The organism is Pedobacter sp. (genome assembly GCF_965249885.1).
Taxonomy (GTDB): Bacteria; Bacteroidota; Bacteroidia; order Sphingobacteriales; family Sphingobacteriaceae; genus Pedobacter.
Genome location: NZ_OZ252254.1, coordinates 1,771,481 through 1,785,718, shown reverse-complemented (window position 1 = coordinate 1,785,718; position 14,238 = coordinate 1,771,481). Strand labels below are relative to the sequence as shown.

Sequence of the window (14,238 nt, the reverse complement as noted above, 5' to 3'; positions counted from 1 at the left end):
TAAGGCTTTTACACCTCATTAACACATGGACCAAAAAACAAAAGAAAAATCCAAAAGGAAACATCCCGATAGTTTCGGGACATTCACTTTTGGTTTTACACTAAAAAAATCAATTATTTTTTCTTGTGTCTATTTTTTCTTAAACGTTTTTTGCGTTTGTGGGTAGCCATTTTATGTCTTTTTCTTTTTTTACCGCTTGGCATAATTTTAAGTTTTAATGTTTTTACTAATTCTGTTATTTTTTTAACTCAGCTACCTTTTTATCAATGAAGTTTGATAAAGTAGGGTTAGCTGCAAGTTTTTTGCTTTGTAAATAAGCATTTACTGCATTTTCTTTTTTACCTAAACTTTCGTAAGCCGTAGCTAGGTAAAAGTAGGCATCGGGGGTTGCTTTGATTTTGTTGATGATATCTTCAAAACGAGTAACCGCCTTATCAAACTGACCAGATTTTATCGCAAATAAACCTAGGTTCATGTTGGCTTTAAAATTCTTAGGGTCTTGTTTTACTACATCTAATAGCATTGCAATACCTTGCATTGGCGCACCAAGGCCATTTACAATGGTAATTCCCATACCCGTTTTGGCATCTAGATTGGCAGAGTCAATGGCAATGGCTTTACCAAAGGCACCGTTGGCTTTTTGTAAAACGTCTGCTTTGATCAAACTATCTTGTGTGCTATCAAATGCTTTTAAAAAACGATCTCCAGCGTTTAGCCAGTTTACCAAGGTTGGCTGACCGCTTGCAGCTTCTTCCAAGTACAAAGCACTAGGAACTGGCTGTTCCAAATCATCCCATTTTTTGGCTAACACTTTGGCTTGATTCACTTTTTCCTCGCCGCTAGCTTTTTGGTAGGCTTTCTCTAAAACGTTGAATTCGTTTGCTGCTGCGTTGCTGATTAGATTTTTTGCAGTTGCCGATACCTCCGTTATGTTCAAACCATTTGTTTGTGGTTGCTCGGCAGGCATTGCTGCTTTATCCTCTTTAGGCTTTACTAAGCCTTTAATATCTTGGCTAAATAAAAAACCCACAAGCAAAACAATGCCTGCAATAATAGCGATTTGTATTGTGCGTGGGTTTTTCATTCGATTAAAATATTAAGCCTGTACTTTAGCTTTTTTCGAGCTGTTTTTTACTTTATCAACAAATACTTTTGCTGGTTTAAAGCTAGGAACAAAGTGCTCTGGGATAATAATTGCAGTATTTTTAGAGATATTTCTAGCAGTTTTTTGAGCTCTTTTTTTAACTACAAAACTGCCAAAACCTCTTACGTATACATTCTCACCAGCAATCATGTTGTTTTTGATTACTTTGAAAAATGCCTCCACTGTTTCTTGAACGTCAACTTTCTCAATCCCTGTCTTTGTTGAAATTTCAGCAATAATATCTGCCTTAGTCATATTTCTAAATTTAATTAATTATTGTGTGTTGTTTTTTAATTACATCTAATTTGGGGATGCAAAAGTATTGCTTTTTAATGAGATAGGAAAATAAAAGATGATTTATTTATATCGCTGACCATCATAGTATTGCAACTTTTATAGTTTTAGTCGCTTTTATTGTACTTTTGTTCCAATGTCGTTTCAACTGGAAATCGTAGCTTGGTACTTGAAAAATAGGCGAGACCTACCTTGGAGAAATACCACAGATCCCTACGTAATTTGGCTTTCGGAAATTATTTTACAGCAAACACGGGTAGAACAGGGCTTGCCCTATTTCAACCGGTTTTTAGCGCATTTTCCAGATGTAAGTTCGTTTGCAAGTGCTTCTGAAGAGCAGGTTTTGAAGTTATGGCAGGGTTTGGGATATTACTCTAGAGGTCGCAATATGCTGCATACGGCAAAGCTAGTGATGTCAACGTATGGAGGAAAATTTCCAACAAGCTATAGGGAATTGATTGATTTGAAAGGTATTGGCGCTTATACCGCAGCTGCGATATCGTCTTTTTCAAGTAACGAAAAACAAGCGGTAGTTGATGGTAACGTTTATCGGGTTTTGGCCAGGTATTTTGGCATTAGCCATCCCATCAATTCTAACATTGGGCAGAAAAAGTTTGCGCAATTAGCCGCTCACCTTATTGCCGATCAAGAACCTGCGGTTTACAACCAAGCTATTATGGAGTTTGGTGCCCTGCAATGTAAACCGAAATCCCCATTGTGCCATACCTGCCCGCTACGCTTGGATTGTCATGCTTATAAACATCAGCTTGTGGATCAACTTCCAGTTAAGTTAAAAAAGGTAAAAGTTAAAAAGCGGTACTTCAATTATTTTGTTGGTATAGACCAAAACCAAATTTTAACCAAGCAACGCACTGCAGGAGATGTTTGGCAGCACCTTTATGATTTCCCACTAATTGAAACTAATAACGAGTTAACAACCTCAAGCGCTGAATTTTCTGAACAAATTAAGTCGATTTTCGGTGCCGCCGTAAAAATAAGGCCTGTAGAGGCAAAAAAACACATTCTGACACACCAAATTATATATGTTCAATTTTTTGCAATAGATAATTATATTATTAACTTTAATGATTATGCCGAAATTAAATCGGTTGATATTGAAGTTTTTAAGCAGTTGCCGCACCCAAAAATTATAGGGGATTTTATTGAAAAACATATAGACTAATCAAATATTATTTATGTCAGGTATTAACAAAGTAATCTTAGTGGGCCACTTGGGAAAGGACCCAGAAGTTAGACATTTAGAAGGAGGAGTGACCGTAGCGAGTTTTCCATTAGCTACCTCTGAAACTTTTAACAAAGATGGAAAGCGTGTAGAGCAAACCGAGTGGCACAATATTGTGTTGTGGAGAGGTTTGGCGGAAGTAGCTTCTAAGTATTTGCAGAAAGGGAAACTCGTTTACATTGAAGGGAAATTGAGAACCCGTTCTTTTGAAGATAAAGAAAAAGTAAAAAAATATGTTACCGAAGTTGTAGCGGAGAACTTTACGATGTTGGGAAGGAAAAGTGACTTTGAACCCACCAATGGTAATGGCGCAACAATAGCTAATAAGATAGAAGACGATTTTTCTAGTGCGATCGACGAAAGTGGCGATTTGCCTTTTTAAGCTGAACTTAACCATAAAAAATAAGGCCGGGATTAATTCCCGGCCTTTTTATTTAACCGCTCGTTGCTTTAAAATTGAAGTGCTTATGTCGGGCACTTTGCTAAATCTACCTGTTGGCAAACATTAAAAACAGTTTAGCGGTTCAATTGCTTGCAACGAGAATACCTTAGTCTACTCTACGGTTACGGATTTTGCCAAGTTTCTTGGCTGGTCAACGTTACATCCTCTCATTACCGCAATATGATATGATAAAAGCTGCAATGGGATAGTCGTTAATAAAGGTAAAAATGCTTCGCTAGCGTCCGGAATTTCGATACAGTAGTCGGCCATTTTCTTCACCTCTGTATCTCCTTCAGTAACTATCGCAATCACTTGCCCTTTTCTGGCTTTTACCTCCTGTATATTGCTAATTACTTTTTCGTAAGATGAATTTTTGGTAGCAATGAAAATAACCGGCATTTCTTCGTCTATCAAAGCAATTGGTCCATGTTTCATTTCTGCTGCAGGATACCCCTCGGCGTGGATGTAGGAGATTTCCTTCAACTTTAGAGCCCCTTCTAAAGCTACTGGGAAACCGCTGCCCCTACCTAAAAACAAGCAGTTTCTAGCATCCTTGAACTTAGCGGAGATTTCTTGTATAATATCGTTCGATTGCAGCGCCGTTTGTATTTTGTCTGGAATACAGTCAAGCTCTGTGAGTAATTCAGTTAATTTAGAATTACTAAGGGTGCCTTTTTGCTGCGCCATGTAAAAGGCCATTAACGTAAGCACTGTAACTTGGGCGGTAAAGGCCTTGGTAGATGCCACGCCGATTTCTGGTCCGGCATGGGTATATACTCCCGCATGGGTGATACGTGGGATAGAAGCACCAACTACGTTGCAAATGCCAAAAATAGTAGCTCCTTTTTCTTTGGCCATTTCAATAGCGGCCATCGTATCCGCGGTTTCACCTGATTGGGAAATTGCAATGACTACATCTTTTTCAGTGATGATCGGGTTGCGGTACCTAAACTCCGATGCATACTCCACTTCCACCGGGATACGAGCATACTCTTCAATTAAATATTCGCCAACCAAACCAGCGTGCCACGAAGTACCGCAAGCTACTATAATAATTCTATCTATATTTTTAAGCTTATCAGCGAACTCTTTAATTCCGCCCAGCTGCACTTTGCCCTCTTCAGGATAGATGCGGCCACGCATACAATCGCGAATTGATCTCGGCTGTTCATAAATTTCTTTAAGCATGAAGTGTTCGTAACCGCCCTTTTCAAGCATTTCGAGCTTTAACTCAAGCTCTTGTATGTAAGGCGTTTGAACAACGTTATCTAATCGCTTAATTTCAAGCGCATCGCGTTTTAAATAAGCAATTTCGTTATCATTTAAATAAATTACGTTCTTGGTATACTCTACGATAGGTGTCGCATCTGAAGCAATGAAATATTCGCCTTGACCAACGCCAATAACCATTGGACTTCCCTTTCTTGCAGCGATAAGCTGATCAGGATTCTCCTCGTCCATAATTACTATAGCATAGGCGCCTGTTACCTCGTTTAACGCTAAGCGCACTGCCTCGGTTAAATCAACACTAGCATTTTGATAAATTTCCTCTATTAAATGGATTAGAACCTCTGTGTCTGTGTCACTATTAAATGAGTGCCCACGTGCAATAAGCTCTTCCTTAAGTGTGGCATAATTTTCTATAATACCATTGTGTATAATGCTCAGATTACCTTTTTGGGAGGTGTGAGGATGCGAGTTTCTATCGGAAGGCGCTCCATGTGTTGCCCAACGGGTATGCCCCATTCCAATTGTTCCGGATAGGTTTTTATTAACTGAAAAATCCTCTAGTTCTTTAACTTTTCCTGCTTTTTTATAAATATTGAGTTGATCGCTGCTTATTAGTGCAATTCCAGCACTATCATAGCCTCTATATTCAAGCCTTTTTAATCCTTTTAATACAATTGGCCATGCCTCTCTAAAGCCTATATAGCCTACTATTCCACACATAAATTAAGATATTTTTAAATAAAAATCGCCCTAAAGTATCTCTTTGCTATGATTAAATCAAACGTTTGCGCTGAATTTACGGCAGATTGTTTTTGAGTAAATGAAAAGTTTAATTTAGCGGATGTAACCTCTTGCGGAATTGTACAAGAAAGTGCGGTAATCAATTTATCCCGCTTACTTTTTATTTCTTTTAAATTGCTGTATATCAGTTGTCTTAGTTCTTACATATAAATGATATTCGATGTTAACACTTTAAAAATATGGCTATTTGCGGGTATCTAAAAAAACTGAAAAAAAATTAGAAAAATTAGAGGCGTTGGTGGTGAGGAGTATGTATGGTAATAGAAATCAGATAGTGGAAATGGCCCGCTGACTACAAGTGAATTTTGTAAATACGATGGTCTGGAAATTGTAAATTAGTGTTGGCTTATATCACACTCTTTTAACACATTTCCCTTTTCAAAGAAAAAGCCTTGGGACATTCCCAAGGCTTTTTTATATTTTGCCGCTTTAATTGCTTATTTAATTTTAGTGTAGTAAATGTTTAGCTTCACCAAATTTGCTCCTGCGGGCGCAGGTTTTTGGAAGCTTCCAATTACTGCACGTCCAGCAGTAGTTAAGCTTGTTGTCGCCAAAAAATAATTGGCATTTGTGGCGCTAGATGGCACTACACCAAGAAAGGTTCCGTAGTCTTCAGTTTTTCCATCTAATAAATCTTGGATGTACGCAGTAATTACAAAAATATACCTCTTTTTAACGGAGTCGAAGTAGCCTCCATAAACAGCACTGTTAGCCCGAGGATCTCCTGCGTAGGTATATCCGTCGCCAACATCATTATCGGGGATGTTTCGTCTTTGTCCTGCAATATCATTCTTGTAAAGCGCCAACCGTGGAGCCGCTCTGAACGGGGCCACATCAGTTCCAGAGCTTAAATCAATCACCAATTCCGCTTTATTTACCACCACTGCGCCAACTTCTTGTCTAAGTTTCTTTAGGTAAGGGAAACTCAGTTTATTTCTTAAGCCTGCAAGAGGCTGTAAGTAAGTAATGGTTGGTTGTGTGGTTTGTGCTCCCAACTGATTTTGAACTGCAGTGCTATAGTTGTGCGTTATACTTGCTGCGGCCGCACTACCTAAAGCAGTTGATATTGGGAAATTAACAGATACGGTATCGGTTAAAGTTGTTATAGTAGCGTTTTGTCTTCTAAAATACAATACCAATCCTGAGGTAGAAGTAGTAGGCGTTTGGGCCGCTAAATTAAAAAACATTATACCGCCATTGCCTAAATTAGCTTGCGTACCTGACTTAATTTGTACGTGTAATCCTTTAAATGCACTTTGGAAATAAGAGTTGTATTTCAATGAAGTGGCATCTAGATTTAGCACTTTGGAAGTGATAGCTGTTTTATCCAACTTTAATCGCAACTGTGGTTTAACAGTCATTACTGTATCTGGCGCACCGGTAAGTACGTCAGTAACTTTAAATGGTGTTTTTGGAAAAATCTTGCCCGAATAATTCGCTAAAATGGTATTATCGAAAGCGTAGCTTCTATTGCTTAGGTACGATGTTTCTTTTGATAGGTTATTAGTTAACTGGTGCACATCAATGCTGTAGTTTACAGTACTGTCACCATAAAATTCGCTATCAAAATTTAGCACTAAAATAGCCGAATCCAGCACGGCATTATTTCCGAAGCTAAAAGATTCATTTGGAATAGTTACTCCTAAAGCTAAACTAGATTCGGTTGTCCCTAAAGTAGGATCGTTAATAAAACCAAAAGGATATCTAGAAAGTGTATTTGTTGCAGCTACATCATCTCGTACCGTTCTTGACATTACGGTAGCGGTGTCTAATAAGCCGCCCTGCACACTGCTGCTAGGGTCAACTTCTAAACCGATGGTTGAGGTGCGCTCACAAGAAGCGAAAAGAAAAAGACTTATCAACAAGGTTAATAAGTCTATTTTGAAGAATCTCATATTTATACTTAAATAAAGCCTTTTACTATGCTATAGAAACCAATTCATCATTAGCAACTTCTTCATAAAACGTATAGAAGTTGTCGTAATTTTCGGTTAAGTTAAAGGCTAAAGTTGGCTTATTAGAATCTTTAACAAATTTTAACACGGCCTCGTCCACTTTTTCATCAGCAAAAACCACCGCATCAGAGTGGGTGATAGCGCCAATGTGCAAGCTGTTGCAATCTCCGGCGGCAAACGCTTCGGTATCGGCAGCAGTCATGTGGTTCATGATTGCTTTTTTATGGAATTCCGGATTCAATTTTTCATCGAAACAATTCTCATAAATCGAGTATACCACTTTTGCATTTTTAAAAGTTGGATCGTTCTTATAAGTGGTTTTAATATAAGCAGGCACCAAAGCTGTCATCCAGCCGTGGCAATGCACTACATCAGGTGACCAACCTAATTTTTTTACCGTTTCTAAAGCTCCCTTGCAGAAAAAGATCGTTCTTTCATCGTTATCTGCATAAAACTTGTTTTCTTTATCCCTGAACACATATTTCCTGTGGAAGTAATCTTCGTTATCCAAGAAATATACTTGCATACGAGCCGCTGGTATAGATGCCACTTTAATGATCAAAGGGTTGTCGTTATCATCAATGATGATGTTCATCCCTGATAATCGGATCACCTCGTGTAGCCTATTTCTTCTTTCGTTAATGTTGCCAAACTTAGGCATCAAGATGCGGATTTCGAATCCTTTTTCCTGCATAGCCTGAGGTAATTGGCGAGTAATTTCAGAAATTTTGGTAAGTTCGAGGAAAGGCGACATCTCGTGGGTAATAATCAGTAGCTTCGTTTTTGCCATCTCCATATATTATAAATTACAGTTAATTTAAAGATTATCAAGGGGCAAAGGTACGGAAAATATTAATATTTATCAAGATAATGCATTTGGGGCTTTGTAAGTATCGAATAATTACACAATTTAGCACCCTTAAATAAATTCAGATATTGAAAGTCATAGCCACTATAGCCGAGCTACAGCAGGCGCTGATGCCATTAAAGCAAAGCGGTGCCAAAATAGCATTGGTACCTACCATGGGTGCATTACATCAAGGTCACTTATCGCTTATTGCAGAAGCTCAAAAGCAAGCTGAAATTGTGGTTTGCAGTATTTTTGTAAATCCTACCCAGTTTACTGATCCTAAAGATTTGGAAAAATACCCCAGGCCTTTGGAACACGATATTAAAATGCTAACAGGGGCTGGTTGCAATTTTGTTTTTATGCCGTCTGTTAAAGAAATGTATCCAAACTATCCTACTCCTGAAAATTGGAAGATTGATTTGGGACCGGCAGAGTTTGTATTGGAAGGCGAATTTAGGAAGGGACATTACCAAGGTGTTACTCAAATTGTTTATAAGCTTTTTGATGCAGTAAAACCAGACGTTGCTTTTTTTGGCCAAAAAGATTTTCAGCAAGTGCTGATGATTAAAAATATGGTATCGGAGCTCAATTTAGCCGTGGAAATTGTTACTTGTCCTATCATTAGGGAAGCGGATGGACTGGCAATGAGCTCCAGAAATATCCACCTTAACAAAGCCGATAGGGAACATTCCTTGGCATTAAGTAAAGCGCTTTTTTTTATTGAGAAAAATTATGCTTCACAGCCTATTGACCAATTAATTGAGCAGGCAAAGGCGATGATCAATAGCGTTAAAGGGATAGAATTAGATTATTTGACTATTGCGAACGGAGATACGCTGTTGCCAATTGAAGAGAAAGCCGGTACAGGCACCGTGGCTTTAATAGCCGCCAAAGTTGGAGAAACCAGGTTGATTGACAACGTGATTATCAACTAGTTTGTCGGTTAATTGTAGCCTTATGCCTTTTACCTTTCCACCTTCAAGCTTAATTACTAACTTTGCCCCATGATTATCGAGATCTTAAAATCGAAAATACACCGCGTAAGGGTAACTCAGGCTGAATTGAACTACGTTGGTAGCATCACAATTGACGAAGATTTGATGGATGCTGCGCATATTATAGCCAATGAGAAAGTGCAAATTGTGAACAACAATAACGGTGAGCGCTTTGAAACCTATGTGATTAGGGGCGAAAGAGGAACCGGTACCGTTTGCCTAAATGGCGCAACTGCTCGTAAAGTACAGGTTGGTGATATATTGATCATCATGTCTTACGGTTCTTTACCTATTGAAGAAGCCAAAAAATACCAGCCTATTTTGGTGTTTCCTGATGATAACAATAGGTTGTTAAAATAATACGTCTAATAGTTAGCTGCTTAAACAACGGCTTTCTCGTAAGCTGTTTCTGATTTAATGAACCCAATTGTAAATTCGGATTTAAAATCCGGCGATAGTGCTTCGAGATTGCAAATCTCGAAGAGCGGGTGTTTTCTTTGAGTGCTTCGCGTTTCTCTGTGTGCTTTGCGATTTATTTTTATCGCAGAGGGAAAAAGAGTTTTGCGGAGAGCGCAAAGATATTCTTGGTTAAATTTTCAGTTTTCTTTGCGTTCTCTGTGTGCTTTGCGGTTTGTTTTTTTTAACGCAGAGGAAAAAGGAGTTTCGTAAAGAACGCAAAGATATTCTTGGTTAAATCCTCAGTTTTCTTTGCGTTCTCTGTATGCTTTGCGGTTTGTTTTTTTTAACGCAGAGGGAAAGAGAGTTTCGTAAGAACGCAAAGATATTCTTGATTAAATTTTCAGTTTTCTTTGCGTTCTCTGTGTGCTTTTCGGTTTAATTTTTAACGCAAAGGGAAAAGGAGTTTTGTGAAGAGCGCAAAGATATTCTTGGTTAAGTCTTCAGTTTTCTTCGAGTTCTCTGTATGCTTTGCGGTTTATTTTTTTGACGCAGAGGGAAAAGGAGTTTTGTGAAGAGCGCAAAGATATTCTTGGTTAAGTCTTCAGTTTTCTTCGAGTTCTCTGTATGCTTTGCGGTTTGTTTTTTTTAACGCAGGGGGAAAGAGAGTTTCGTAAGAGCGCAAAGTTGTTCTTGGTTAAATCTTCAGTTTTCTTTGCGTTTCTTTGAGTGCTTTGCGGTTTATTTTTTTAACGCAGAGGAAAAAGAGAGTTTTGCAGAGATCGCAAAGTTATTCTTGGTTAAATCTTGAGGTTTTCTTTGCGTTCCCTGAGTGCTTTGCAGTTTATTTTTTTAGCGCAGAGGAAAAAAGAGGTTTGCAGAGATCGCAAAGGTATTCTTGGTTAAATTTTCAGTTTTCTTTGCGTTCTCTGTGTGCTTTGCGGTTTAATTTTTAACGCAGAGGAAAAAAAAGTTTTGCAAAGAACGCAGAGGTTTCCCCATGTTTTAGAGCTTTGTCAAAGTTTGTGTATCGCAGGCAATTTTGTTAACTAAACCCGATTGAAGTGAAAATACTTTTGCTGCAGATTGCTTCTCCGAATTATCGGAGCAGGCTGTATCTTGCAATGACGAAAAAAAGCAAAAGATTGTAACGGAAAGCGGGACTGAAGTAGCAGATTACCACGGCAAGTGCTTTTCAAAACATAAAATTATGCTCCAAAATTTAAAAAATGCTCTGGTTCAGTACCACGGGATGTTAATAAATCTGCTTAGTGCGCTTCTAGCCAATTTATGCCCTCGCCAATTTCAATTTCTATAGGCACTTCTGTTTTGATAGCGGTTTTCATCCTATGGGTAATAATTTCCTTTACCTGTTCTTTTTCGTTTTTTATTACGTCAAAAACCAACTCATCATGCACCTGCATTGTCATTTTTGATTGCAATTTTTGCGCTGCCATATCTTTATGGATGTTAATCATTGCAATTTTGATCATATCCGCAGCGGAACCTTGGATAGGTGCGTTGATGGCATTTCGTTCTGCGTAGCCCCTAACCGTCATGTTGGCCGAATTGATATCCCTTAAATACCTGCGGCGTCCCATAATGGTTTCCACATAACCATTTTCACGGGCGAAATTCATGGTGTCGCTCATGTAGTTTTTGATGCCGGGATATTGAATGAAGTACTGGTCTATAATTTCTGCCGCTTCCTTACGTGGAATATTCAAGCTTTGTGACAAGCCAAATGCAGATTGGCCATAAATAATTCCAAAATTAACTGCCTTTGCATTTCTACGTTGGTTAGAAGTTACCTCGTCGATGCCCACTCCGTACACTTTGGCGGCGGTTGCGGTATGAATGTCAATCCCATTCAAAAAAGCATCCAACATATTGGCTTCCTTGCTTATTTCGGCGATAATTCTCAGCTCAATTTGCGAATAATCCGCAGAAAGCAGGATGTGGTCATCGTCACGGGCGATAAACGCTTTGCGTACCTCACGGCCCCTATCAGTTTTAATAGGGATATTTTGAAGGTTAGGATTGTTGGAGCTTAGCCTACCAGTAGCCGCTACTGCTTGGTTGTAGCTGGTATGCACCCTTCCAGTGCGTGGATTAACCAATAAAGGGAGTGCATCAACGTAAGTAGATTTCAGCTTTTGCATTTGGCGGAAATCTAGAATGTCTTGTACAATATCACTTTTTGTAGCTAGGGCGGTAAGCACATCTTCACCAGTTTGATACTGTCCGGTTTTCGTTTTCTTCGCTTTTGGGTCTAACTTTAAATGATCAAAAAGTACCTCGCCCAATTGCTTCGGTGAAGCTAAGTTAAACTTCAACCCCGCTTTATCATATACCGAAAGCTCAGCCTTTAAAATATCTTCTTGTAGTTGCGCAGAGTAATTGGCTAAAGTTTCAGCATCAATTCGAACCCCTTCTTTTTCCATATCGGCTAGCACGTAAATTAATGGGTTTTCAATCTCCAAAGCTAATTTACTTGCATTTCGTTCCGTTAACATGGGCTCGAATACGTTGGCTAATTGTAGTGTTACATCGGCATCTTCAGCGGCATAATCTACTACTTTTTCTACCGGAACATCCTTCATGTTCAATTGACCTTTGCCTTTTGGTCCGATGAGCTTGGTAATGGAAATTGGGGTGTAGCCCAGATAGTTTTCAGACAGTACGTCCATGCCGTGTCTGGTATCAGGATCAATTAAATAGTGCGCTAGCATGGTATCAAATAGCTCGCCTTTTAGGTCGATGCCGTACCATTTTAACACTAATAAATCGTACTTTATATTTTGCCCGATTTTTACGATGGTTTCATTTTCAAAAACAGGTCTAAATTCTTCTAATATTGCTAAAGTTTCTTCTCTATTTTCTGGCGTTGGAATGTAATATCCTTTACCTGGCTCAATGGAGAATGATAATCCTACCAGGTCGACCAAATTGGCATCTACCCCTGTGGTTTCGGTGTCGAAAGATATTTTTGGTTGTTTTAGTAAGAGTGCTACCAGTTCTGCCCTAGCCTCTGGCGTAGCCACCAATTGATAGTCGTGTGGAGTATTTTCGATGTTCTTCGCATCAATTGGTGTGTCAAAAAGCGAAGGTTGATTTTCGGGCTCTTTGATCGACACAGCAACGGAATTACCAAATAAATCTTGCTGTCCACCTTTACCTTCATTCACACTAAAGTTATCGCCAAAAACACGCTTTCCAATGGTTCTAAACTCCAGTTCCGCAAACAAAGGTTCAAGTAATTCTTTGCTAGGTTCTTCTAGCAATAGCTGTTGCTCGTTAAACTCAATAGGTACGTTTAAAATAATTGTAGCTAATTTTTTGGAGATTAATCCTTGCTCCACATGGTTTTCGATGTTTTCTTTTTGCTTTCCCTTGAGTTCATGCGTATGGGCAAAAATGTTTTCCATGCTGCCATATTGCTTAATTAAAGCTTTAGCAGTTTTTTCGCCAATACCCGGAATGCCAGGGATGTTATCTACGGCATCGCCCCAAAGGCCCAAAATATCTATTACTTGGTCAACTCTTTCAATTTCCCATTTGGCCAAAATTTCAGGGACACCCAAAATTTCCATATCATTACCCATACGGGCAGGTTTGTAGATGAAGATATTTTCCGACACAAGTTGTGCAAAATCCTTGTCGGGAGTCATGCAGTATACTTGAAAACCAGCCTTTTCTCCTTCTTTAGCCAAAGTTCCTATAATGTCGTCAGCTTCATAACCATCTTTGGTAATCACCGGGATGTTGAACCCTTCAATTAGCCTAAAAATGTATGGGATGGCTTTTGAGAGGTCTTCTGGCATTGCCTCGCGGTGTGCCTTGTAAGCTTCAAATTCAGTATGTCGTTCCGTGGGAGCATCAGTATCAAAAACTACCGCAATATGGCTAGGCTTTTCCTTTTTTAATACCTCTAATAGCGTATTGGTGAAGCCCATTACCGCTGAGGTATTAATACCTGTTGATGTAAAACGTGGGTTTTTGCTCAAGGCGAAATGCGCTCGGTAGATTAGCGCCATCCCATCTAAAAGGAAAAGTTTTTTATTGCTCATGTGCTATGTATTGAATAGTAAGCCAGTGTTTTGAATTAACTAGCAATATCAAAAGGTAAAGTTAACAATAGGCTTTAATAATTCGTTAGTCGGGGCGGTTTACTTTCGAAAAATTAATGTACTATCGCTAATATAGAAAAGCAAATAAAATTATAAAGGGCATGAAGTAAAATGGCGTAAATGAGACCATTTTTAATGCGAATGTATCCTAAACCTAATGCACCGAAAGCTTGCGAACCAATGTAAAATACAAAGCTCGGATCAGTTATAGAAAGGTCTTTGTAGTTGCTTAAATGTACCAAGCCAAATATTAGGGCAGTGAAATAAAAAAGGTAAGGATAAGCTTTTTTCCAGATCCTTATACTAAGAAAGCGATTTTTAGTTCTGATTGATGAAATTACGTTTGCTGCTGCGAGAAGAGCAATTGTTACGACCGCAAACTTTATCCAACTATTGCTTAAGTACGATACGATGATTATTGCTATGGAAAGGCTCACAAAATAAATTGTGCCGTTTATGTCTTTAAGGTGCCATCTAAATACTAATTCCTCAGAAATTGGGGCGAATATACATACGAAAATAAACGTCCCTATAATTCCATATTCATTCAAAAAGTTAGGGCCTTCGTACACATTTACCAAGTTAAAATGCGCAAAACAGGATAGAACACTCAAGAGTAAAATCGCAAAACAAAAATTTAGTAAAAGGATAGAAAAGAAATCTTTGACAAGCTCTTTACGATTGTGCGAAAATTTTAGAGGCTGCGGTTTTTTTAAAAATGAATAAAAAAGTTGAAGTGATTTTTTCATAGATATAGA

Annotated in this window: 11 protein-coding genes; 4 read left to right on the top strand and 7 right to left on the bottom strand. The window is 38.6% G+C overall.

What is annotated here, in order from left to right; translation table 11 throughout:
• Positions 1–235: 235 nt before the first annotated feature.
• A complete protein-coding gene (locus tag ACY2A0_RS07585) occupies positions 236–1,084 on the bottom strand; it encodes a tetratricopeptide repeat protein (RefSeq protein ID WP_461788956.1) in 849 nt (282 codons plus the stop codon).
• A gap of 12 nt (positions 1,085–1,096) precedes the next feature.
• On the bottom strand, positions 1,097–1,399 hold the full coding sequence (locus ACY2A0_RS07580) for an HU family DNA-binding protein (protein WP_113638242.1): 303 nt from the start codon (positions 1,397–1,399) through the stop codon (positions 1,097–1,099).
• Positions 1,400–1,574: 175 nt separating this feature from the next.
• Here ACY2A0_RS07580 and mutY point away from each other — a divergent pair, with 175 nt between their 5' ends.
• Positions 1,575–2,621, top strand: a complete 1,047-nt coding sequence (gene mutY / locus ACY2A0_RS07575; protein WP_461788955.1) for an A/G-specific adenine glycosylase — start codon at positions 1,575–1,577, stop codon at positions 2,619–2,621.
• Between the two features lie 13 nt (positions 2,622–2,634).
• Positions 2,635–3,063, top strand: a complete 429-nt coding sequence (locus ACY2A0_RS07570) for a single-stranded DNA-binding protein (RefSeq protein WP_461788954.1) — start codon at positions 2,635–2,637, stop codon at positions 3,061–3,063.
• A gap of 171 nt (positions 3,064–3,234) precedes the next feature.
• On the opposite strand, the gene glmS is transcribed toward ACY2A0_RS07570, so the two are convergent.
• From glmS to ACY2A0_RS07555, 3 genes are all read right to left on the bottom strand, one after another.
• The gene (gene glmS / locus ACY2A0_RS07565) at positions 3,235–5,073 is read right to left on the bottom strand and encodes a glutamine--fructose-6-phosphate transaminase (isomerizing) (RefSeq protein ID WP_461788953.1); all 1,839 of its coding nucleotides are present in this window, start codon (positions 5,071–5,073) and stop codon (positions 3,235–3,237) included.
• A gap of 518 nt (positions 5,074–5,591) precedes the next feature.
• On the bottom strand, positions 5,592–7,049 hold the full coding sequence (locus ACY2A0_RS07560; protein ID WP_461791312.1) for a DUF4270 family protein: 1,458 nt from the start codon (positions 7,047–7,049) through the stop codon (positions 5,592–5,594).
• A 25-nt stretch (positions 7,050–7,074) separates the two neighbouring features.
• A complete protein-coding gene (locus ACY2A0_RS07555; RefSeq protein ID WP_461788951.1) occupies positions 7,075–7,899 on the bottom strand; it encodes a glycogen/starch synthase in 825 nt (274 codons plus the stop codon).
• A 146-nt stretch (positions 7,900–8,045) separates the two neighbouring features.
• On the opposite strand from ACY2A0_RS07555, the gene panC reads away from it, so the two are divergent.
• Both panC and panD read left to right on the top strand, forming a co-directional pair.
• The gene (panC, locus tag ACY2A0_RS07550) at positions 8,046–8,894 is read left to right on the top strand and encodes a pantoate--beta-alanine ligase (RefSeq protein ID WP_461788950.1); all 849 of its coding nucleotides are present in this window, start codon (positions 8,046–8,048) and stop codon (positions 8,892–8,894) included.
• Positions 8,895–8,963: 69 nt separating this feature from the next.
• Positions 8,964–9,314, top strand: coding sequence for an aspartate 1-decarboxylase (gene panD, locus ACY2A0_RS07545; protein WP_461788949.1), 351 nt, complete (start codon positions 8,964–8,966; stop codon positions 9,312–9,314).
• 1,304 nt (positions 9,315–10,618) lie between these two features.
• Here panD and polA read toward each other — a convergent pair.
• Positions 10,619–13,420, bottom strand: coding sequence for a DNA polymerase I (gene polA / locus ACY2A0_RS07540; RefSeq protein WP_461788948.1), 2,802 nt, complete (start codon positions 13,418–13,420; stop codon positions 10,619–10,621).
• Between the two features lie 113 nt (positions 13,421–13,533).
• On the bottom strand, positions 13,534–14,229 hold the full coding sequence (locus ACY2A0_RS07535; protein WP_461788947.1) for a CPBP family glutamic-type intramembrane protease: 696 nt from the start codon (positions 14,227–14,229) through the stop codon (positions 13,534–13,536).
• Positions 14,230–14,238 lie beyond the last annotated feature (9 nt).

Bases quoted from the DNA above. Each gene is read 5' to 3' on its own strand.
- ACY2A0_RS07585 (WP_461788956.1), bottom strand. From the start codon at position 1,084: ATGAAAAACCCACGCACAATACAAATCGCTATTATTGCAGGCATTGTT.
- ACY2A0_RS07580 (WP_113638242.1), bottom strand. From the start codon at position 1,399: ATGACTAAGGCAGATATTATTGCTGAAATTTCAACAAAGACAGGGATT.
- mutY (WP_461788955.1), top strand. From the start codon at position 1,575: ATGTCGTTTCAACTGGAAATCGTAGCTTGGTACTTGAAAAATAGGCGA.
- ACY2A0_RS07570 (WP_461788954.1), top strand. From the start codon at position 2,635: ATGTCAGGTATTAACAAAGTAATCTTAGTGGGCCACTTGGGAAAGGAC.
- glmS (WP_461788953.1), bottom strand. From the start codon at position 5,073: ATGTGTGGAATAGTAGGCTATATAGGCTTTAGAGAGGCATGGCCAATT.
- ACY2A0_RS07560 (WP_461791312.1), bottom strand. From the start codon at position 7,049: ATGAGATTCTTCAAAATAGACTTATTAACCTTGTTGATAAGTCTTTTT.
- ACY2A0_RS07555 (WP_461788951.1), bottom strand. From the start codon at position 7,899: ATGGCAAAAACGAAGCTACTGATTATTACCCACGAGATGTCGCCTTTC.
- panD (WP_461788949.1), top strand. From the start codon at position 8,964: ATGATTATCGAGATCTTAAAATCGAAAATACACCGCGTAAGGGTAACT.
- polA (WP_461788948.1), bottom strand. From the start codon at position 13,420: ATGAGCAATAAAAAACTTTTCCTTTTAGATGGGATGGCGCTAATCTAC.
- ACY2A0_RS07535 (WP_461788947.1), bottom strand. From the start codon at position 14,229: ATGAAAAAATCACTTCAACTTTTTTATTCATTTTTAAAAAAACCGCAG.